Below are 19,411 nucleotides of genomic sequence, written 5' to 3'. Positions count from 1 at the left end.
CGACGGGTGTCGGGAGGATGCTGTGAGGGGGCCGCCCTCGCCGGGCGTCCAGGCGCCCCGGGCTAGACTTGATCGAGGCATCCGCACCGGGCGGGAGCCCTGCCACGGATGTTTCGAGGGAGGCGGATGGTGATTCTTCCGTCCATCGGCGGACCCCGAGACCTCGACGCACTGAGCGTCGCGCAGCTCGAGCAGCTCGCCGCGGAGGTCCGCGAATTCCTCATCGAGAACGTCTCGCGCACCGGCGGTCACCTCGGCCCGAACCTCGGCGTCGTCGAGCTCACGATCGCGATCCACCGCATCTTCGACTCGCCCGACGACCCGATCATCTTCGACACGGGGCACCAGTCCTATGTCCACAAGCTCCTCACGGGCCGCAAGGACTTCACCGGACTGCGCGCCCGCGGAGGCATGGCGGGCTACCCGCAGCGCTCCGAGAGCCCTCACGACGTCGTCGAGTCGTCCCACGCCTCCAGCTCGCTCAGCTGGGCCGACGGCGTCTCGCGCGCTCTGACCCGCACGGGCCGTCGCGACCGCCACGTCGTGGCCGTCGTCGGCGACGGCGCCCTGACCGGCGGCATGACGTGGGAGGCGCTCAACAACATCTCCGACGACAACGACCGCAACCTCGTCATCGTCGTCAACGACAACGGCCGCTCCTACGCCCCCACGATCGGCGGCATGGCGCGCTACCTCAACCGGGTCCGCACGGCCGAGACGTACGAGACCCTGCGCGGTGGCTCCGAGTCGCTCTTCGGCAAGTTCGGCGCCGCGGGACGCGCGATGTACCGCGGCCTGCGCGGCGGGACGCACGGCTTCCTCAGCCGCTTCACGAACAACGCGGCGCTGTACTCGAACCTCGACATCAAGTACCTCGGCCCGGTGGACGGCCACGACCTGCAGTCGCTCCTGGAGACGCTCACGCTCGCCAAGGAGTACGGCGCCCCGGTCATCGTCCACGCCATCACAGAGAAGGGCCGCGGCTACGAGCCCGCGCTCCTGGATGAGGCCGACCAGTTCCACGCCGTCGGGCGCATCGACCCCGTGACGGGCGAAGCCGTCGGCGGCGGGGGAGGGACGGCCTGGACGGACGTCTTCGCCGAGGAGCTGCCCCGCATCGGCGAGGAGCGCGAGGACATCATCGCGATGACGGCGGCGATGCTGCGCCCGACGGGGCTCCTGCCGTTCTCGCAGCGCTTCCCCGATCGCGTCTACGACGTCGGCATCGCGGAGCAGCACGCCGTCGCTTCGGCGGCCGGGCTCGCCTTCGGCGGCTTGCATCCGGTCGTCGCGATCTACGCGACCTTCATGAACCGCGCATTCGACCAGGTGCTGATGGATGTCGCGCTCCACCGCGCGGGCGTCACGTTCGTCCTCGATCGCGCCGGCATCACGGGTCCCGACGGTCCGAGCCACCACGGCATCTGGGACCTCGCGATGCTCCAGCTCGTCCCGCACATCCGCATAGCGGTGCCGCGCGACGCCGAGCGCCTGCGCGAGGAGCTGCGTGAGGCCGTCGCCGTCGACGACGCGCCGACCGTCGTGCGCTTCCCCAAGGGCGCCGTGAGCCCCGAACTCCCCGCCGTGCAGCGCCTCCAAGACGGCGTCGACGTCCTCGTCGAGAGCGACGCGCAGGACGTCCTGCTGGTCGGCATCGGCCCCATGGCGCACATCGCCGTCGACGTCGCCGAGCGCCTGCGCGCCCAGGGGATCGGCGCGACGGTCGTCGACCCGCGCTGGGCGATCCCGGTGCAGCCGTCGATCGTGAAGCTGGCGGCATCCCATCGCCTCGTCATCACGATCGAGGACGGCATCCGCGTCGGCGGCATCGGCACGCGCGTGCGTCAGGTGCTGCGCGAGGCCGGGATCGACACCGCCGTGGACGAGCTGGGCGTGCCCGACGAGTTCATCGACCACGCGAGCCGCGAGCAGATCCTCGAGGATGCCGGCCTCACGGCGGCCAAGATCGCCCAGGACGTCGTGGCCCAGGTGCTCGGCACGCGCATCCCCGTCGCGCGGCCCGCGACGACCGAGATCCCCGTCGTCGGCGAATGGGTGCGCACGCGCGACTCCTGAGACGGCGTTTCGTGTCCGTCCCGAGATCAGGACGATGCGCCTGGATCAGGACCGTCTCCGGTGGAGCATCCTGATCTCGTGCCTTTGGCCTGATCCCGTGAGAGCGCGAAGGCGGCCCCTCCGCAGAAGGGCCGCCCTCGGGGATGGATGCCTCAGCCTCCGATGCCCTTGATCACGGGGTGGTGGAACGTGTCGCCGAAGACGCGCTCCGAGGCTCCCTCGCGGTCGAGGTAGGGCGAGGCCCCGCCGTCGATGAAGGGCCAGCCCGCGCCCAGGATGAGGCACAGGTCGATGTCCTCGACCTCGGGCACGACCCCCTCGTCGAGCATGAGCTTGATCTCCTGCGCGAGTCCGTCCTGCACACGGCGCAGGATCTCGGCCTCGGTCGCCGGCGAGGAGCCGACGGCGCCCTTCAGGGCGCCCGCGGCGGCCTTGGACCAGCCCGTCACGCGACCCGACTTGTCCTTCTCGACGACCTCCGGCAGCTCCGCGAGCCTGTGGAAGTTCTCGTTCGCGTAGAACCGGTCGGGGAAGGCGTGGGCCATCGTGTCCTGCACGTGGGCAGCGACCTTCCAGCCGACGAGGTCGATGAGCTGGAAGGGCGTCATCGGCAGCCCGAGCGGCGCGAACGCCTTCTCGACCGTGAGGAGCGGCGTGCCTTCGTAGACGGCGCGCGCCGCCTCGCCCATGACCTTGGCGAGGAGACGGTTGACGACGAAGCCCGGCGCGTCGGCGGTCAGGACCGCGTTCTTGCCGAGTCCCTTCGCGACGACGAACGCCGTCGAGAGCGCGGCATCCGCCGTCTTGGGGGTCTTCACGATCTCGATGAGCGGCATGACGGCGACAGGGTTGAAGAAGTGGAAGCCGACGAGACGCTCGGGATGCTGGAGCTTCGCGCCGATCTCCTCGACCGACAGCGACGAGGTGTTGGTCGCGAGGATCGCGTCCTCGGCGATGATCTGCTCGATCTCGCCGAACACCTGCTGCTTGACGCCGACCTCCTCGAAGACCGCCTCGATGACGAAGTCGCAGTCGGCGTAGAGGCTCTTGTCGGTCGTGCCGGTCACGAGCGCACGCAGCTTGTTGGCGGTGTCGCCGTCGAGCCGGCCCTTCTGCTCGAGCTTGCCGATCTCGTCGTGGATGTAGGCGATGCCCTTGTCCACGCGCGTCTGGTCGAGGTCCGTGATGAGCACGGGCACCTGCAGCTTGCGCACGAACAGCAGCGCGAACTGGCTGGCCATGAGTCCCGCGCCGATGATCCCCACCTTGGTGACCTTCTTCGCGAGCTCCTTGTCGGGAGCGCCGACCGGGCGCTTGGCGCGCTTCTGCACGAGATCGAAGGCGTACATGGATGCTGCGAACTGGTCGCCTGTGACGAGCTCGGCGAGTGCCTCGTCCTCGCGGGCGAAGCCCTCGGCCTTCGTGCCGCCCTTCGCCTTGTCGAGGAGCTCGAGCGCCGCGTAGGGGGACTTCGGGACGGTGCCGATCCTGGATTCGAGCATGCCCCGGGCGACCTTGATCGCGATGGGCCACTTCGTGAGGCGCTCGATCTTGCCCGGCTCGTTCTTGCGGACGACCTTCGTCGATCCGGTCAGCACGGCGTCGGCCCACGTCAGCGAGTCCTCGAGGTAGTTCGCCGCGGGGAAGATCGCATCGAAGATGCCGTAGTCGAACGCCTGCTGGGGCTTGAGCATGCGGTTCTGCTTGAGCGGATTGGAGACGACGACCTCGAGCGCGTTCTCGATCCCGATGAGGTTCGGCAGCAGGTACGCTCCGCCCCAGCCCGGGATGATGCCGAGGAACACCTCGGGGAGCGCGACGGCCGCGGCCGAGGCATCCACCGTCCGGTACGTCGAGTTGAGCGCGATCTCGAGTCCTCCGCCGAGCGCGAGCCCGTTGACGAAGGCGAACGACGGCACGCCGAGCTCGGACAGCTTGCCGAACACGTGGTGGCCGAGCTGCGCGATGAGCCGGGCGTTGTCCTTCGACCCGACGCGCGAGATGTCGCTGAGGTCCGCGCCGGCGGCGAGGATGTACTGCTTGCCCGTGATGCCGACGGCCTGGATCTCGCCGGAGGCGGCCCGCGCCCTGAGGGTCTCGAGCGTCGCGCCGAGCTCCTTCAGGGTCGTGGGCCCGAGGGTGTTCGGGCGGTTGTGGTCGCGCCCGTTGTCGAGCGTCACGAGGGCCAGCAGCTTGCCGGAGGGGAGGCGGATGTCGCGCACGCGCGAGCGCGTGACGATCTCGCCGTCGGCAAGGGCGTTCAGGGGCGAGAAGTCGATGTCTTCGTAGTTCGTCATTCGTGCTTACTTCCGCTTCTTGCCGTCGAAGTGGGGGTTCTCCCAGATGACCGATCCGCCCTGCCCGAGGCCGACGCACATCGCGGTGAGGCCGTAGCGGACGTCGGGACGCTCGGCGAACTGAGCGGCGAGCTGGATCATGAGCCGGACGCCGGAGGCGGCGAGCGGGTGGCCGAGCGCGATCGCGCCGCCCCACTGGTTGACGCGCGGGTCGTCGTCGGCGATGCCGAAGTGGTCCAGGAGCGAGATGACCTGGATCGCGAACGCCTCGTTGAGCTCGAACAGCCCGATGTCGTCGATGGTCAGCCCGGCCTTCTTGAGGGCCTTCTCGGTCGAGGGGATGGGGCCGATGCCCATGATCTCGGGCTGCACGCCGGCGAAGGCGAACGAGACGAGCTTCATCTTCGGGGCGAGGCCGAGCTCCTTGACCGCGCCGCCGCCGGCCAGGAGCGACATCGTCGCGCCGTCGGTGAGCGGGGACGAGGTGCCGGCCGTGACGCGGCCGTGCGGGCGGAAAGGCGTCTTGAGGCTCGCGAGGTCCTCCATCGTCGTCTGCGGGCGGCGACCCTCGTCCTCGGTCGCAAGGCCCCACGAGCCGTCGGCGTCCTTGATCGCGACGGGCACGAGGTCGGGCTGCAGCTTGCCGTCGTCGTAGGCGGCCTGCGCCTTGTGCTGGCTCAGCATGCCGAAGCGGTCGGAGCGCTCCTTCGTGAGGTGCGGGAAGCGGTCGAAGATCCGCTCGGCCGTCACGCCCATGTTGAGGGCACCCGGGTCGACCATGCGCTCCGCGACGAACCGCGGGTTGGGGTCGGCGTTGCCGCCGATGGGGTGGTGGCCCATGTGCTCGACGCCGCCGGCGAGGGCGACGTCGTACATGCCGACGCCGATCGAGCCGGCCATCGTCGTGACGCTCGTCATCGCGCCCGCGCACATGCGGTCGATCGCGAAGCCGGGGACCGTCTGCGGCAGCCCCGCGAGGATCGCGACGGAGCGGCCGAGGGTCAGCCCCTGGTCGCCCGTCTGCGACGTCGCGGCGATCGCGACGTCGTCCACGCGGTCCTTCGGAACGCTCGGGTTGCGCTCCATCAGCCCGATGGTCGCCTTGACGGCGAGGTCATCGGCACGGGTGTTCCAGTACATGCCCTTTTCGCCGGCGCGCCCGAACGGGGTGCGCATGCCATCGACGAAGAAGACGTCCGAAATCTCGGCCACTCTGCCTCCAGAAAGTTGGGATTGCGGCCAGCCTAGGAGGGGCCTCTGAGGCCCCGGAATCGGGTGGCGGAAACCTACGAATCGCTCTCGGGGGGCTCGGAAGGGCCTTGCACGGAAGCGACAAAGGCATCGGCGATCACCTGTGCGGTTTGCGCAATCTGCCAGGGTCGGGCGCCGAGCTCCTCGAGGGCGTGACCGATGGATGCCGCATCCGCCGGCTCCGGCGCATTCCAGGCGACGCGCCGCAGCAACTCGGGGGTGAGCAGGTTCTCGACCGGCATCTGCAGCTCGGTCGCGCGCGCCTCGACCGCGGGGCGGGCAGCCTTCAGTCGTGCGTCGGCGGCGGGGTTGCGGTCCGCCCATGCGCGCGGCGGGGGCAGGGAGTCGCCGCCGGTGGCGCGATCGTTCGGCAGGTTCGTCGTGGCGCGGCCCTCCTCGATCGCCGCCCACCAGCGGTCGAGCTGCGAGCGGCTCGCGCGGCCGGTGAAGTCCTTGACGCGCGCGAGGTCCTGCTTGGACTGCGGATCCGCGACGACGGCGGCCACGAGCGAGCGGTCGGGGACGAGGCGGCCGGGCGCGACATCCTCTTCGCGTGCATAGTCCTCGCGCGCCGACCACAGCGCGCGCGCCACGGCGAGCGAGCGTCGCCCGCGCACCGTGTGCAGTCCGCTGAGGCGTCGCCACGGCTCTTCGCGGGCCGGCTTCGGCGGCCGGTCCAGGACGGCCTGGAACTCCTGCGAGGCGAACTCGGCCTTGCCCTGCGCCACGAGGTCGGCTGCCAGGGCGTCGCGGACGTCGACGAGGTGCTCGACATCCAGTGCCGCGTACTCGAGCCACGCTTGCGGCAGCGGACGGATCGACCAGTCCGAGGCCGAGTGCGCCTTCGCGAGGGCGATGCCGAGCGTCTCCTCGACAACAGCCCCGAGACCCACCCGATCGCGACCCAGGAGTCGCGAGGCGAGCTCCGTGTCGAAGATCGTGGCGGGCACGAGGTCCAGCTCGCGCAGCGACGGGAGGTCCTGGCTCGCGGCGTGGAGCACCCATTCCGCATCGCCGATCGCCGCCTGCAGCGCCGTGAAGTCGCCGACCGCGGGAGGGTCGAAGAGGAAGAGGCCGGCATCGCGGCGGAAGACCTGCACGAGATAGGCGCGCTGCGAGTACCGGAAGCCGGAGGCGCGCTCGACGTCGACGGCGACGGGCCCCGACCCTGCGGCGAGGCGGGACGCGGCATCCGTCAGTCCGTCGATGTCGGAGATGACGGTGTATTCAGCCACGCGGTGTCCTTCGAGTGCCGATGACGGTGATGCCCTCGGACCCGGGCGGGAGCCCGGCGAGCATGCACACCAGCTCGGCCCATGCTTCCACATGCGGAGCGAGAGGGCCCGTCGGGGACCATGAGGCGCGGAGTTCGATCTGTGCTCCGTCGCCCTCCGCGGCGAGCGAGCCGAACCCCTTCGAGAGCGTCTTGGTCGCGGTCCCGGAGGCCGCACGGTGATCCGCGCCGTGCGCAGCGAGCGCGTCGACGAGCCACGACCATGCGACGTCCGCCAGCAGCGGATCGACGCCGATGTCGGGCTCGAGCGGCGCCTGGGCGAAGCAGACGATGCGCCACGGCCCCTCCCATGCGGCGGGCTCGTCGGGGTCATGCAGCAGGATCAGGCGGCCCGTGCCGAGCGCGGAGTCCTGCCCCTCCTCCTCGGGGCGGACATCGCCGGCGAGGGCGAGCGCCTCCGGCGCGAGGCCCTGCGGGGCCGGGATCTCGCGCACCGAGAAGTCCCCTCGAAAGGCCGTCCCGCGCACGTCCTCGACCGCGCGCGCGAAGGCGGGCGAGGGCGCCGGGGGACGATGCTCTGCCACGCGGACAGACTAGAGTGAGGGCTCGATGCTCACTCCCAGGCGCGCCGCGTCGCGCGGCGCAACCCCCGCTCTCCTCGCCGGCATCCGCGCGGCGCTCGTGACGCTCAGCGTCGCGCTGACCGGCGTGCTCGCGGTCATGGGGTTCGTGTCGGTGCGCTTCGCGCGACGCATCGTGACACCGGCATCCCGCGTCGCCGACACGAGGATCCTCGGCCTGGACACGGCGGCCCAGACGATCACGCTGGCCAACACGCCCGACACGCGTCTGCCCGGCCGGTATGGCCTCTTCACGACGGGGACCGCCTCCTACGTGAAGCTCGGCTCCGTCCTCGCGGAGGACGGCGACAGCGTCAAGCGCAAGCTGCTGACCCACATCGGCCCGTCCTCGAGCATCTCGTCCGACGCCGCGTTCAGCGGGTGGTACTACTCAGGGCCCGAGGAGCTGCACCTGCCGTACTCGCCCGAGCTGATCGGCTCGGCCGTCGGCCCGTGCCCCGCGTGGCTGTTCCCGGCGGGGGAGTCCACCGACACGTGGGTCATCCAGATCCACGGGCGAGGCACGAACCGGCGCGAGTGCCTCCGCGCCGTGCCGCTCTTCCACGCGGCGGGGATCACGTCGCTCGTCGTCTCGTACCGCAACGACGGCGAGGCGCCCCGCAGCCGCACCGGCACATACGCCCTCGGGGCCACGGAGTGGCGCGACGTCGACGCCGCCGTGGGCTTCGCGCGGCGCCGCGGAGCGAAGCGCGTCGTGCTCATGGGCTGGTCGATGGGCGGTGCGATCGCACTGCAGGTCGCCCTCAACTCAGCCCACCGCGACCTCATCGCGGGCCTGGTCCTCGAGTCGCCCGTCATCGACTGGCGCACGGTCCTGGACTACCAGACGAAGCTCCTCAAGCTGCCCCACGCCGTGACGGACCTCGCGATCGGGGCGCTGTCCTCCGACTGGGCGACGCCGGTGACCCGGACGGGGGGAGCGATCCCGTTCGACCGCCTCGACGTCGTGTCGCGCGCGGGGGAGCTGCGGCATCCCATCCTCATCCTGCACAGCGACGACGACGGCTTCGTGCCGTCCGACGCGTCGCACGACCTCGTCGTGCGACGCCCCGACCTCGTGGAGATGCAGGTCTTCGAGGTCGCGCGGCACACCAAGCTCTGGAACTACGACCAGGAGCGCTGGAACGACAGCATCCGGTCATGGCTCGAGCGCCACGACCTCATCCCCGCAGCCGCAGCCGCAGATAACTGAACCCGGCGTCATCGACGATCATCCCGGCGACGCGGGCATCGGCGCGCTCGGAGAGGCGGACGAACGGGTGCAACGAGGGCTCCAGCACCGGAGAGACCGTGACGCACGCCTCGTCGACCAGGCCGGACTCGACGAACTGCGTCGCGAGCGCGGGCCCGCCTTCGCACACGATGCGGGGCAGCCCGAGCTCGCGCAGCGTCGACACGATCGCGAGGGGCTCGAGCCGGTCGCCGTCCGAGGCGATCGGCACGATCTCAGCGGGAGCGTCGCCGACCCGGTCGCGCACGGCGTCCGCCGCACTGCTCGGGCACAGGATCAAGGCCGGCGGCCGCTCGGCGCGGCCGGCCGCGCTGAGCTTGCCGTCGCCGAGGTCACCTGAGGACGTGACGATCGCCAGGCGTGCCGTCTTCGGCAGGAGGTAGCCCTCGGCACGGACGGTCTCGGCGCCCACGACGACGACGTCCGCCTGCCGCCGGATCGCGCCGAGCACGTAGCGATCGGTCCGCGACGTGATGGTGTCGCTCGTCCCGTCGGCTCCCGCCGTCGCGCCCGTGATCGTCGTGATCATGTTGAGCCGAACGAAGGAGTCGGCCTCCACGGCATAGCGGGCCGACATCCACTCGTCGGTTTCGGCTGCTCCGATCGCCGCCGAGGAGAGCGTGCGGGGGATGACCTCGGTCACTACCGCGGCGTCGGCCGCGGCATCCGGGGTCCCCGTCATCAGGCTGCCTGCGCTGCGCGCACCTGGCGCTTCGCGCGCAGGAGCATGCCCGTCATGCCCGCGATCCGCAGCGGCGAGACGGCGCGGGTGAGGCCGATCGACTGCGGGAAGTCGTCCGGGATGCCGAGCACCTCGTCGACCGTGAGCCCCGTGACGCCCTGCACGAGGATGCTCGCGAACCCGCGGGTCGTCGGCGCCTCCGGGGGAGCCGTCGCGTGCATCGCGACGCGGCCGGCATCGTCCACGTCGAGGATGATGTAGACCGGCGACTGGCACTCCACGACGCGCTCGCACAGCTCGGGATGCCCGTCGTACTTCGCCGGCACGGCGGGCAGCTCGTTGGAGTATTCGAGCAGCAGCTGGAGCCGGTCCGGCTCGGGCAGCTCGAGGAACTCGTCGCGGATCTCGGCGAGAGCGGCGGGAAGGACGGATGCTGTCATCCCTTCCATCCTCCCATGGGCGAGTCAGGGAGATCTGCGGAGCGCGAGATCCTGCGTGATGGGCGGCGCTGGGCCGTGCACGAGCCTCGACTAGCGGCCGGCGGGCACAGCTCCCGGCTCGGCGCCCGTCACGATCGGCACCCGCACGGCGCTTCCCCACTCCGTCCACGAGCCGTCGTAGTTGCGGACGTCCTGGAACCCCAGCAGGTGCTGCAGGACGAACCACGTGTGGCTGGAGCGCTCGCCGATCCGGCAGTACGCGATGATGGCATCGCCGTCCTGCAGTCCGACCTCGCCGCGGTAGATCGCCTCCAGGTCGGCACGCGGCTTGAAGCCGCCGTCCTCCGCGACGGCGCGCGCCCACGGGACGCTCTTGGCCGAAGGGATGTGCCCTGCGCGCAGCGCGCCCTCTTCGGGGTAGGCGGGAGCCGATGTGCGCGAGCCGTTGTACTCCTCAGGGGAGCGGACGTCGATGAGCGGGTTGCCCAGGTGCGTCAGCACGTCCTCCTTGTACGCGCGCAGCGTCGAGTCGTCGCGCTCCACGACGGGGTACCGGGTCGGTGCGGGGGAGGGGACGTCTGTGGTGATGGGGCGGCCGTCCGCGATCCAGCCGTCGCGGCCGCGGTCGAGGAGTCGGACGTCCTCGTGTCCGAAGAGCGAGAAGACCCACAGCGCGTACGCGGCCCACCAGTTGTTCTTGTCGCCGTAGATGACGACCGTGTCGTCGCGCGAGATGCCCTTGCGGCTCAGCAGGTCGGCGAAGCCTGCCCCGTCGACGTAGTCGCGCACGACGGGGTCGTTGAGCTCCGTGTGCCAGTCGACCTTGACGGCGCCCGGGATGTGGCCCGTCTCGTAGAGGAGGACGTCCTCGTCGGACTCGACGACGACGAGGCCGGGCCTGCCGAGCCGCTCCTGAAGCCAGTCGGCCGTCACAAGGCGACCGGGCTGGGCGTACTCGGCGAACTTGGGGGACGAGGTGTCGATTTCGACGGTCATGGCCTGCTCCTCGGGTCGGGCGCTGGGTGGGCGACGGCGTAGGGTTGAACCCGCGTCTTCGACCCTAGATTCCCCCGGTTGCGGGCGCATCGCCCCTGTAAGACATCGACATAGGACGACATGACCTCGACGGCAGCCGGAATCGTCCATCTGACTGAGCGACAGCCTCAGGTCTCGGGTGCCGACATGGTCGCGGCGCTCGTCCCGCCGCCGCAGTTCGACGACGCGACCTTCGAGTCGTATCGCGCCGACCCCGCGTATCCGTCGCAGCAGGAGGCGAAGGACACGCTCATGGCGTTCGCGGGCGTCGGTCAGCCGGCCGCTCGGGGCGGCCTCTTCCGACGTGCGAAGAAGGGGCCCGAGCTCAAGCCCGGCGTGTATCTGGACGGCGGGTTCGGCGTGGGCAAGACGCACCTGCTCGCCTCGATCTATCACGCTGTGCCGGCGCGGAGGAAGTACTTCGGCTCGTTCATCGAGTACACGGCGCTCGTCGGCGCACTCGGCTACCAGAACACCGTCGAGCTCTTCCGCGGCGCGGACCTGCTCTGCATCGACGAGTTCGAGCTCGACGATCCGGGCGACACGATGGTCATGACGCGACTGCTGGGCGAGCTCGTCTCCGGCGGCACGCGGATGGCCGCGACATCCAACACCCCTCCCAACGCATTGGGCGAGGGCCGCTTCGCAGCCCAGGACTTCCTCCGCGAGATCCACGCCATGTCGGCGAACTTCCAGACGCTGCGCATCGACGGCACCGACTACCGCCATCGCGCCGTCGACGGCCACGCGGCGGTGCTCCCCGACTCGGAGTACGAGCGCGCCCTCGCTGCCGACGCGGCCAAGTCCGTGGTGTCGGATGACGCGTTCCCCGCGCTCATCGAGCATCTCGCGCGCGTCCACCCGAGCCGCTACATCCGCCTCATCGAGGGCCTGTCCGCCATCGGCTTGCGCGACGTCGGCGAGCTCGACGACCAGTCCGCTGCGCTCCGATTCGTCGCGTTCATCGACCGCGCCTACGACGCGCAGATCCCGATCCGGGCGACCGGCGTGTCGCTCGATCTCGTCTTCGGCGACGAGATGCTCGCCGGCGGCTACCGGAAGAAGTACCTGCGAGCGATCTCCCGCCTCGTGGCGCTCACGCACGACTGATCCAGGGTCGACTCGCGGTGCGGTGAAACGTGATGTTCACACAGCATCCGGATCCGTAACAGCTCGGAAACACGCTCCCGAAATCGCGGAAACGGTGTCTCGTCAGAATGGGCGAACCCGACGCGATACCTGCGTCCCTGCAGAGAGGTTTCCCCTGAGATGGATCAAGGCAACACCGCATTCATCCTCCTAGCAGCCGCGCTCGTCCTCCTCATGACGCCGGGTCTGGCGTTCTTCTACGGCGGACTGGTGAAGGCCAAGAGCGTGATCAGCATGATGATGCTGAGCTTCGGCGCCATGGGTCTGATCGGCGTGCTGTGGGTGCTCTATGGCTACGCCATCGCGTTCCCGGCCACTTCCGAAGGTCAGATCCAGTCGCCGTGGACGATCGACCTCGGCGAACTCGGTCTGAGCAACCTGCTCGAGGCCCCTGAGGGCGCCGCCTACCCGCCGCTCGCCTTCGTCGCGTTCCAGGCGACGTTCGCGATCATCACCGTCGCGCTCGTCTCGGGCGCCATCGCCGACCGCGCGAAGTTCGGCTCATGGATGATCTTCGCCACCGTGTGGGCGACGATCGTGTACTTCCCGGTCGCCAGCTGGGTGTTCAACTTCGGCCTCGCCGAGGACGGCTCCTTCGCCTACGGCGGCTGGATCACCTACGGCCTCCAGGAGTGGCTGGGCGCCGGCGCGATCGACTTCGCCGGTGGCACCGCGGTCCACATCAACGCCGGTGCTGCGGCGCTCGCCCTCGCGCTCGTCCTCGGCAAGCGCGTCGGCTTCCAGAAGGGCATCGCCGTCCCGCACAACCCGCCGTTCGTCCTCCTGGGCGCGGGCCTGCTGTGGTTCGGCTGGTTCGGCTTCAACGCCGGCTCGGAGCTCGCCGCCGACAACACGGCCGCGCTCGCCTTCGTCAACACGATCGCCGCGCCGGCTGCCGCGCTCCTCGCCTGGCTCGTCGTCGAGAAGTTCAAGGACGGCAAGCCCACGTCCGTCGGCGCGGCGTCCGGTGCCGTCGCGGGCCTCGTCGCGATCACGCCCGCGTGCGCCTCGCTGACCCCCGGCTGGGCCATCCTCCTCGGCTTCATCGCGGGCGCGGTCTGCGCCCTCGCGATCGAGCTGAAGTTCAAGTGGGGCTTCGACGACTCGCTGGACGTCGTGGGCATCCACCTCGTCGGCGGTCTCATCGGGACGCTCTACATCGGCTTCTTCGCAACCGACGTGGGCCTGTTCACGGGCGGCGACGGGACGCAGCTGCTCGTCCAGGCGATCGCGGCCTTCACGGTCCTGATCTACTCGTTCGTGCTCGCCTATGCGATCGGCTGGATCATCCAGAAGACGCTCGGCTTCCGCGTCAAGAACGAGGACGAGATCGCCGGAATCGACACCGTGGTGCACGGCGAAGAGGGCTACGTCCTCACCGACGCCCGCGGCTGACGAACAAGACAGGAGAGGGGCGTCGCGCATTGCGCGGCGCCCCTCTCGCGTGTCCGGTTAGGGTTTCCGTCATGACACCTCGTCGTGGCATCCTCAGCGCGCTCAAGAGTCTCCTGACGCCGTCGCGCCGCCGTCCGCCGGCCGCCGAGTCGAGCGAGGCCGGGAGGGCGGGGTTCACGGCCACGGCGGCTGTCGAGCCGCCGCGCGCGAGCGGGCTGCGCATCGGCTACGCGCCCGACCCCGACGGCGACCCGGACGCGGGGGAGATCGTCTGGACCTGGGTGCCGTACGCCGAGAACGACGGACGGGGCAAGGACCGGCCGGTGCTCGTGATCGGCCGCCTGGACGACTCGCGCGTATACGCCGTGCGGCTCACGAGCAAGGCGCACGACGGGGATCGTGACTTCCTGTCGATCGGATCAGGCCCGTGGGACTCGCAGGGGCGCCCGTCGTGGGTCGACATCGAGCAGCTCTACAGCGTGCACGCCGACGGCATGCGGCGCGAGGCTGCGGCCCTGGATCTGGAGCGCTTCGTGCTCGTCGCCGACGCGCTGCACAAGCGCTACGGCTGGGCCGTCGGGAACAGGTGAGACTCACGTCTCGTGGTGGGCGATACCAGACTCGAACTGATGACCTCTTCCGTGTGAAGGAAGCGCGCTACCAACTGCGCCAATCGCCCGTGGCCCGTTGGGGCCGAGTCACGATCCTACCGGATGCCGCGGGCACGCACGAATCGCGACGCGGGACACGCGCGGGCGTCGCTCGGTTTTGCACCAGCGCAGGGATCGGATAGAGTCTTTCAAGTGCCCGGGATGCGAATCCCGGAAACGAAATGCGGATGTAGCGCAGTTGGTAGCGCATCACCTTGCCAAGGTGAGGGTCGCGAGTTCGAGTCTCGTCATCCGCTCGAGTGCAGGGACTGCCCCTCGGGGAGTCACGGCACGTGGGGTCAAACCACACGCGGTGGCGTGGCCGAGCGGCTAGGCACCGGCCTGCAAAGCCGTTTACACGGGTTCGAATCCCGTCGCCACCTCCACTCTCCTAACTGAAGAGCCTTCACAGGCGCGATTGGCGCAGCGGTAGCGCGCTTCCCTGACACGGAAGAGGTCACTGGTTCGATCCCAGTATCGCGCACCACCTGAAACCCCCGGCCTGCCCGGGGGTTTTCGCTTTCCCGACCGCGCTGTGCAGGTCAGCGGATCTGCTCGGTGGGGTAGACCGGCCGGATGCGCTCGGCGAAGAACCGGCCGGCGCTCTCCGCGTCCAGCAGCCCGCGGTGCGCAGAGCGGGGGACGGCGAAGTAGCGGTAGACGTCACCCGAGGCGAACTCGATCTCCAGCACCGCGGTCGCGTCGTCGTAGCCCACCGACGCGATGACCGTCGAATCGATCCGAGTCCGCTTCACCATCCCGACGCTACGGCAGGCGGATGCCGTCGCCGCCGTGCACCGCCGATAGCCTTGCCTTCGTGCTCGCCGACGACATCCGCGCCGCCCTCGTCGCCGCCGCCGATCCGGCCCGCGCCCCGGGCCAGCAGGCGTACATGAAGTCGGCGATGCCGTTCCGCGGAGTCGCCGTGCCGGAGGTGCGGCGGATCACACGTGCCGCGGCGAAGGGGACGACGGATGCCGCGACTCTGCGTGCGGCGGCGGCACAGCTGTGGGACGAGGCATCCCATCGGGAAGAGCGCTACGCAGCGATGCAGCTGCTGGGCCTGCGCCCGCTGCGGGGCGACCCCGCCGTCGTGCCGCTCGTGGAGCACATGGTGCGGACGGGTCGCTGGTGGGACATCACGGACGAACTCGCGCATCGCATCGCGGAGGCTCTCGATGCGCGTCCGGACGAGACGGCGGCACTCGTGCGGTTCTGGAGCGGCGACGCGGACTTCTGGATGCGCCGGCTGGCGATCCTGGCACAGCTCGGCCGCCGCGACCGCGTGGATCGCATGCTGCTGACCGACGTCATCGAGCCGAACGCGGGCGACCGGGAGTTCTTCATCCGGAAGGCGATCGGCTGGGCGCTGCGCGAGTACGCCCGCGTCGAACCGGACTGGGTGCGCGCGTTCGTCGCGAGCCACGAGCTCAGTCCGCTCACGGTGCGCGAGGCGCTCAAGCATCTCTGAGACCGCGCTGATCCCGATCGACCCCGGTCAGGCCGAGAGCTCCTCCAGGATGCCGGGGAAGACGTCGACATGCGCCTTGCGCCCGACGAAGACATCCGCATGCGAGTAGCCCGGGATGATCTTCAGCGCGTGACGCCCGGGCTGATGCCGCTCGAGAAACTCGTAGGTCGCACGCTGGCTCGCCGGCAGGAACGCCTTGTTGAGCTCGCCCGTCATGAGGACGAATCGTGCGTCCGACGCCGGGGCCTGGCCGCCCCACCTGCGCGGCAGGTCGGTGCGCGGCTTCACACTGACGTACTGCCTGGCCCGATCGCTCGCCGCCATCTGCGCGTACCAGCTGAGGGGGATGCGCCCGAACTCGCCGCCGAGCCAGCGGTGGGTCGCGGCATCCAGGTTCTCGTGCCGCCACAGCGCCGGGTGCCCCGCTCCGAGGGCGAAGCTGGCCATGTTGCAGCTGGGGTTGTGGCACTCCGCGTGCGTGACCCGCACGGCAGTGCGAGTGACCCAGTGGATGCCGCGCTCCGGTCCGTCTCCCCACGCGATGTCGACGTAGGGCTCGCCGCGCCCGAGCATGGGGCGCAGAACGTGCAGCTTGAGCTTGGCGAAGCCGGGGACGACGGGGTGCAGCGCGACGCCGTTCGCCACGACGGTCTCGACCTCGGGGACGAGGCCGGCCACGACCGCCATGCTGAGCGCCGCCGCGCCCTGGCAGTGGGCCACGACCTTGATGCTCGGCGCGCCGGTCTCGGCGACGACCTTGGTGACGAGGGCCGGGATGTCGAACCGCACGACGTCGTCGAGCGTCCAGGGCATCGGGGGCAGATCGATGGAGCCGCGCCAGTTGCCGAGCCACACGTCCCACCCGTCGTCGATGAGGACGTCGACGAGCGAGCGGATGGCGGGCGGACGGAACGACTCGGCCCGCATCCCGACGCCGTGCAGGAGCAGGACGGGGCCCTTGGCCGGCTCAGCGGGCCCCCGCACCCGGATCGCGGTGAGGCCGACGCCGTCCTCGGTCGTCAGGAAGTGCGGCTCGTCCCGATGGGAGCGTCGGCCGGTGAGCGCAGGTGCGGTCACTTCGGAGCCTCTTCCCCGGACGGTGGGGCGGCGGTGCCCGCCGCCGCGGGGCGCTCCGGAGCGGGCTTGAGGTAGGCATCCTTCACCGACTTCGTGAAGAAGACCCCGAAGCGGGCGATCGAGGCGAGCGGTCCTTCGCCGGACCCCTTGAACGTCGTGAGCTGACGGGCGAAGTCCGCCGCGAGGATGCGCAGGATGCCGGCGCCGATGACCTCGCCCGGGGCGTCGTCCGCACCGTTCTCACCCGGCGGGATGTGGCCCTTCATGATCGTGATGTAGAGGGTCGAGGTGTCGCTCCACACATCGAAGCCCGGGTCGTCTCGGACCACCTTGTAGCCGTACATCGTCAGGGGAGCGCCTGAGCGGTCGTGGAACCAGAGCCGGTAGCGCATCTCCATCGTGTCGGCCTGCTCGGCTTCGACGAAGAGGTTGGCCCACCCCCGCACGACGGGCAGCTGGCCGCCGAGCAGGTCGCAGTCGACGTATCCCTCGGCGGTGGCCGTGTGGTCGTCTCCCGCGACGAAGCGCTCGACGTCGGGGGCGGTGATCGTGAGCTTGAACATGAAGCGCTGAGTGAGCTGCCTGCCCAGGTCCCACCCGGCCTTGGGGTCGGTCTCGTCGAGGGCGACGTAGCCCTTCATCTTCTCGGTGAACTCCATGCCACGACCGGCGACGGGCTCGTCCACGGCTACCTCCGGCGACGGCGCGGGGACCGCCCGCGCGGCGGTGCGGCGCTTGCGCCGCGGCTTCTCGAGGGCGCGCTCCACGGCGCGGTCCGCCATGGCGGCGATCGTGAGCGACGGATTGGGGCCCACGGGCCCCGGGACGGCCGCGCCGTCCACGACGTAGAGATCGGGATGCCCGAACGACTCGTTCCACGAGTCCACGACGCCCTCGTGCACGTGGCGGCCCATCGGGGACCCGCCCAGCGGGTGCACCGTGACGACGCGCTTGGTCCACCACAGCGGATTGTCGCGGTAGGTGCCGCCGAGGGATTCCGTGATGCCGCGCATCGTCTCGCGCATCGACTCGAAGTAGGCCGCGCTCGTGGCGGCCGTCCACTCGACGTCGACCTCGCCGTCCTTGAGGGTGATGCGCCCGTCGGGGGTGTCTCGGCCCATTCCGAGCAGGGGCAGCGAGCTCGAGGCGAGCCGGCCCTGGCCGACGAGTTTGGCGACCTCGGCCGAGATCGTGGACTCGTTGCGGTTGCCGAGGCGGTACGCGATCATCTGCTTCACGACGGCCGCGGCCCGCTGGATCGACGACGTCACCTGGGCGGTCTCGATGAGCCAGTTCGTGAACTCGGGGAAGCCTGCCTCCTGGACGTAGTAGCCGCGTCCCGCGCCCTCCTCGTCCATCCCGTCGGGCTTGCGGATCGCCGTTGTGATGACCGGACCGTACGCGGGGTCGATGATCCGCGTCTGGCCCTGCTCCGACGTCGTCTTGGCGTTGAAGCAGAACGTGAGCAGGTCGCCGTTGCCGCTGAAGCGGCTGCCGAGAGCCTGACCGAGCGCGGGAAGGCCGACGCGGTTGCGCAGGAGCAGCGCCGTCGTCCCGAAGGTGCCGGCGCCGAGGTAGAGCTGATCGCACGTGATCGTCACGGGCTCGCGGCGGCGCTTGCCGTCGGGCTCGGCCTCGGTGCCGTACTGGAGGTAGCGGACCTCGTACCCGCCGCCGTCGAGGGGCGTGACGCCGACGACCTCCGCGAGCGTGCGGATGTCGGCCCCGTGGAATGCGGCGGCGGAGAGGTAGTTGTGGTCGAGGGTGTTCTTGGAGCCCTCGTTGCAGCCGATGTCGCATTCGCCGCACAGCCGGCACGTCAGACGCGTCGCGCCGTGGATGTTGCCGTAGGCGGGCTCCTCGATGAGCTGCTTCGGCTGAGCCGCTGCGCCGGGGCGCGGTGCGAAGGACACCGCGAGTGGTGGTGCGAGCACCTGCAGGCCGAGCGCCTCGGCGGACTCGCGCAGCGCCTTCGACTTCGGCAGATCGGGGTACGGGTTCGGCGTGGGCGTCATCATCGCCTCGACCGAGTCGTAATGCCGGTCGAGGTCCTCGCGGCCGATGGGCCAGTGCTCGTACCCGCCGCCCGGAAGAGGGGAGTCGTGGACGAACCAGCGCTCGTCCTTGCGGAGCAGGACGTTGGCGTAGATGAGCGAGCCGCCGCCGAGGCCGGACGAGACGATCGCCTCGATCTTGCGGAACGAGCGGATGTCGAAGAGGCCGAAGAGCTCGTCCTTCGGCTCCCAGAACGCATGGCTCATCTCGTAGGGATTGCGGGCGAAGCTTCCCGGCGGATAGGAGCGACCGCGCTCCAGCACCACGACCGAGCGCCCCGCCTCGGCGAGGCGGTATGCCGACACGGACGCCCCGAATCCTGAACCCACGACGACGGCGTCGACGTGCTCGGGAGCCGAACTCATCGCGCACCTCCTCGCCCGGCCCGTGCCGCCGTCGCAGCGGTGGGGGAGAGGTGCTGCCGCACAAGGCGGGTGGGATACATCGGCGCTCCCTCTTTCAGGGGTTCGAAGGCGTAGCTCCACGCTGGCGCGATACCCGCCGGTGACCAGCTGCCCCTCGACCGGCCCCCCAGGTCCGCACCTGTCCTCACGCTAGTGAGCCGCGGCACGCCAACGCAACGCATAACCGGCGGCGCATGCGCCGTGCGACGACATCGCATCGGGGCCTCACCGCGGCCGTGCGAGACTCTCGCCGGAATGATGGCACGCGCGCCCTCGGCTTCACTATGATTCGGGCAGATCCACTGGGATGAGGGCAGATCCGC

Annotated in this window: 16 protein-coding genes and 4 tRNA genes; 9 read left to right on the top strand and 11 right to left on the bottom strand. The window is 70.2% G+C overall.

Annotation, left to right across the window (positions count from 1 at the left end; all coding sequences use genetic code 11):
* The first annotated feature begins 126 nt into the window (after positions 1 to 126).
* On the top strand, positions 127 to 2,076 hold the full coding sequence (gene dxs, locus ABZ477_RS02080) for a 1-deoxy-D-xylulose-5-phosphate synthase (RefSeq protein ID WP_360127092.1): 1,950 nt from the start codon (positions 127 to 129) through the stop codon (positions 2,074 to 2,076).
* 152 nt (positions 2,077 to 2,228) lie between these two features.
* Here dxs and ABZ477_RS02075 read toward each other — a convergent pair whose 3' ends face one another.
* From ABZ477_RS02075 to ABZ477_RS02060, 4 genes are all read right to left on the bottom strand, one after another.
* The gene (locus ABZ477_RS02075; protein ID WP_360127089.1) at positions 2,229 to 4,373 is read right to left on the bottom strand and encodes a 3-hydroxyacyl-CoA dehydrogenase NAD-binding domain-containing protein; all 2,145 of its coding nucleotides are present in this window, start codon (positions 4,371 to 4,373) and stop codon (positions 2,229 to 2,231) included.
* Between the two features lie 6 nt (positions 4,374 to 4,379).
* Complete coding sequence (locus ABZ477_RS02070) at positions 4,380 to 5,585, bottom strand: thiolase family protein (RefSeq protein WP_360127086.1); 1,206 nt, start codon at positions 5,583 to 5,585, stop codon at positions 4,380 to 4,382.
* A 74-nt stretch (positions 5,586 to 5,659) separates the two neighbouring features.
* A complete protein-coding gene (locus tag ABZ477_RS02065) occupies positions 5,660 to 6,859 on the bottom strand; it encodes an HRDC domain-containing protein (protein WP_360127083.1) in 1,200 nt (399 codons plus the stop codon).
* Entirely contained in the window at positions 6,852 to 7,442 is a 591-nt protein-coding gene (locus tag ABZ477_RS02060) for a DUF3000 domain-containing protein (protein ID WP_360127080.1), read from the bottom strand. The genes ABZ477_RS02065 and ABZ477_RS02060 overlap by 8 nt, the downstream gene beginning before the upstream one ends.
* Before the next feature lie 25 nt (positions 7,443 to 7,467).
* Between ABZ477_RS02060 and ABZ477_RS02055 the strand changes: the two genes are divergently transcribed.
* Entirely contained in the window at positions 7,468 to 8,691 is a 1,224-nt protein-coding gene (locus ABZ477_RS02055; protein WP_360127077.1) for an alpha/beta fold hydrolase, read from the top strand.
* Here the strand turns inward: ABZ477_RS02055 and ABZ477_RS02050 are convergent.
* From ABZ477_RS02050 to ABZ477_RS02040, 3 genes are all read right to left on the bottom strand, one after another.
* Positions 8,660 to 9,412, bottom strand: a complete 753-nt coding sequence (locus tag ABZ477_RS02050) for a dihydrofolate reductase family protein (RefSeq protein ID WP_360127074.1) — start codon at positions 9,410 to 9,412, stop codon at positions 8,660 to 8,662. The two genes, ABZ477_RS02055 and ABZ477_RS02050, sit on opposite strands and share 32 nt — an antisense overlap.
* The gene (locus ABZ477_RS02045; protein ID WP_360127071.1) at positions 9,412 to 9,852 is read right to left on the bottom strand and encodes a SufE family protein; all 441 of its coding nucleotides are present in this window, start codon (positions 9,850 to 9,852) and stop codon (positions 9,412 to 9,414) included. Before ABZ477_RS02045 ends, ABZ477_RS02050 begins: the two co-directional genes overlap by 1 nt.
* Before the next feature lie 90 nt (positions 9,853 to 9,942).
* Entirely contained in the window at positions 9,943 to 10,848 is a 906-nt protein-coding gene (locus ABZ477_RS02040) for a sulfurtransferase (RefSeq protein WP_360127068.1), read from the bottom strand.
* Positions 10,849 to 10,968: 120 nt separating this feature from the next.
* Between ABZ477_RS02040 and zapE the strand changes: the two genes are divergently transcribed.
* The 3 genes from zapE to ABZ477_RS02025 all read left to right on the top strand — a co-directional run bounded on the left by zapE (position 10,969) and on the right by ABZ477_RS02025 (position 14,021).
* On the top strand, positions 10,969 to 11,997 hold the full coding sequence (gene zapE, locus ABZ477_RS02035) for a cell division protein ZapE (protein WP_360127065.1): 1,029 nt from the start codon (positions 10,969 to 10,971) through the stop codon (positions 11,995 to 11,997).
* Positions 11,998 to 12,156: 159 nt separating this feature from the next.
* Complete coding sequence (locus tag ABZ477_RS02030) at positions 12,157 to 13,431, top strand: ammonium transporter (protein WP_360127062.1); 1,275 nt, start codon at positions 12,157 to 12,159, stop codon at positions 13,429 to 13,431.
* A 71-nt stretch (positions 13,432 to 13,502) separates the two neighbouring features.
* On the top strand, positions 13,503 to 14,021 hold the full coding sequence (locus tag ABZ477_RS02025; RefSeq protein WP_360127059.1) for a type II toxin-antitoxin system PemK/MazF family toxin: 519 nt from the start codon (positions 13,503 to 13,505) through the stop codon (positions 14,019 to 14,021).
* A 13-nt stretch (positions 14,022 to 14,034) separates the two neighbouring features.
* Here ABZ477_RS02025 and ABZ477_RS02020 read toward each other — a convergent pair.
* A tRNA-Val gene (locus ABZ477_RS02020) sits at positions 14,035 to 14,110 on the bottom strand.
* Between the two features lie 155 nt (positions 14,111 to 14,265).
* Here ABZ477_RS02020 and ABZ477_RS02015 point away from each other — a divergent pair.
* The 3 genes from ABZ477_RS02015 to ABZ477_RS02005 all read left to right on the top strand — a co-directional run bounded on the left by ABZ477_RS02015 (position 14,266) and on the right by ABZ477_RS02005 (position 14,568).
* Positions 14,266 to 14,338, top strand: a tRNA-Gly gene (locus ABZ477_RS02015).
* Between the two features lie 55 nt (positions 14,339 to 14,393).
* Positions 14,394 to 14,467, top strand: a tRNA-Cys gene (locus ABZ477_RS02010).
* A 26-nt stretch (positions 14,468 to 14,493) separates the two neighbouring features.
* A tRNA-Val gene (locus ABZ477_RS02005) sits at positions 14,494 to 14,568 on the top strand.
* 55 nt (positions 14,569 to 14,623) lie between these two features.
* Here ABZ477_RS02005 and ABZ477_RS02000 read toward each other — a convergent pair.
* Positions 14,624 to 14,839, bottom strand: a complete 216-nt coding sequence (locus ABZ477_RS02000) for a KTSC domain-containing protein (protein ID WP_360127056.1) — start codon at positions 14,837 to 14,839, stop codon at positions 14,624 to 14,626.
* Between the two features lie 59 nt (positions 14,840 to 14,898).
* Here ABZ477_RS02000 and ABZ477_RS01995 point away from each other — a divergent pair, with 59 nt between their 5' ends.
* Positions 14,899 to 15,552 (top strand): DNA alkylation repair protein, encoded by a 654-nt coding sequence (locus ABZ477_RS01995; RefSeq protein WP_360127053.1) that lies wholly within the window; start codon positions 14,899 to 14,901, stop codon positions 15,550 to 15,552.
* Positions 15,553 to 15,579: 27 nt separating this feature from the next.
* On the opposite strand, the gene ABZ477_RS01990 is transcribed toward ABZ477_RS01995, so the two are convergent.
* Both ABZ477_RS01990 and ABZ477_RS01985 read right to left on the bottom strand, forming a co-directional pair.
* A complete protein-coding gene (locus tag ABZ477_RS01990) occupies positions 15,580 to 16,629 on the bottom strand; it encodes an alpha/beta fold hydrolase (protein WP_360127050.1) in 1,050 nt (349 codons plus the stop codon).
* Positions 16,626 to 19,049: a GMC family oxidoreductase gene (locus ABZ477_RS01985; protein ID WP_360127047.1), complete on the bottom strand. Its 2,424-nt coding sequence runs from the start codon at positions 19,047 to 19,049 to the stop codon at positions 16,626 to 16,628. The genes ABZ477_RS01990 and ABZ477_RS01985 overlap by 4 nt, the downstream gene beginning before the upstream one ends.
* Between the last annotated feature and the right edge of the window lie 362 nt (positions 19,050 to 19,411).

The sequence above is a fragment of the Microbacterium sp. NPDC019599 genome, from assembly GCF_040632175.1.
GTDB lineage: Bacteria > Actinomycetota > Actinomycetes > Actinomycetales > Microbacteriaceae > Microbacterium.
The sequence above is the reverse complement of the archived record's forward strand: the minus strand, read 5'-3'. Positions and strand labels throughout refer to the sequence as shown.

Bases quoted from the DNA above. Each gene is read 5' to 3' on its own strand.
- dxs (WP_360127092.1), top strand. From the start codon at position 127: ATGGTGATTCTTCCGTCCATCGGCGGACCCCGAGACCTCGACGCACTG.
- ABZ477_RS02075 (WP_360127089.1), bottom strand. From the start codon at position 4,373: ATGACGAACTACGAAGACATCGACTTCTCGCCCCTGAACGCCCTTGCC.
- ABZ477_RS02055 (WP_360127077.1), top strand. From the start codon at position 7,468: ATGCTCACTCCCAGGCGCGCCGCGTCGCGCGGCGCAACCCCCGCTCTC.
- ABZ477_RS02050 (WP_360127074.1), bottom strand. From the start codon at position 9,412: ATGACGGGGACCCCGGATGCCGCGGCCGACGCCGCGGTAGTGACCGAG.
- ABZ477_RS02045 (WP_360127071.1), bottom strand. From the start codon at position 9,852: ATGACAGCATCCGTCCTTCCCGCCGCTCTCGCCGAGATCCGCGACGAG.
- ABZ477_RS02040 (WP_360127068.1), bottom strand. From the start codon at position 10,848: ATGACCGTCGAAATCGACACCTCGTCCCCCAAGTTCGCCGAGTACGCC.
- zapE (WP_360127065.1), top strand. From the start codon at position 10,969: ATGACCTCGACGGCAGCCGGAATCGTCCATCTGACTGAGCGACAGCCT.
- ABZ477_RS02030 (WP_360127062.1), top strand. From the start codon at position 12,157: ATGGATCAAGGCAACACCGCATTCATCCTCCTAGCAGCCGCGCTCGTC.
- ABZ477_RS02025 (WP_360127059.1), top strand. From the start codon at position 13,503: ATGACACCTCGTCGTGGCATCCTCAGCGCGCTCAAGAGTCTCCTGACG.
- ABZ477_RS02000 (WP_360127056.1), bottom strand. From the start codon at position 14,839: ATGGTGAAGCGGACTCGGATCGATTCGACGGTCATCGCGTCGGTGGGC.
- ABZ477_RS01985 (WP_360127047.1), bottom strand. From the start codon at position 19,049: ATGAGTTCGGCTCCCGAGCACGTCGACGCCGTCGTCGTGGGTTCAGGA.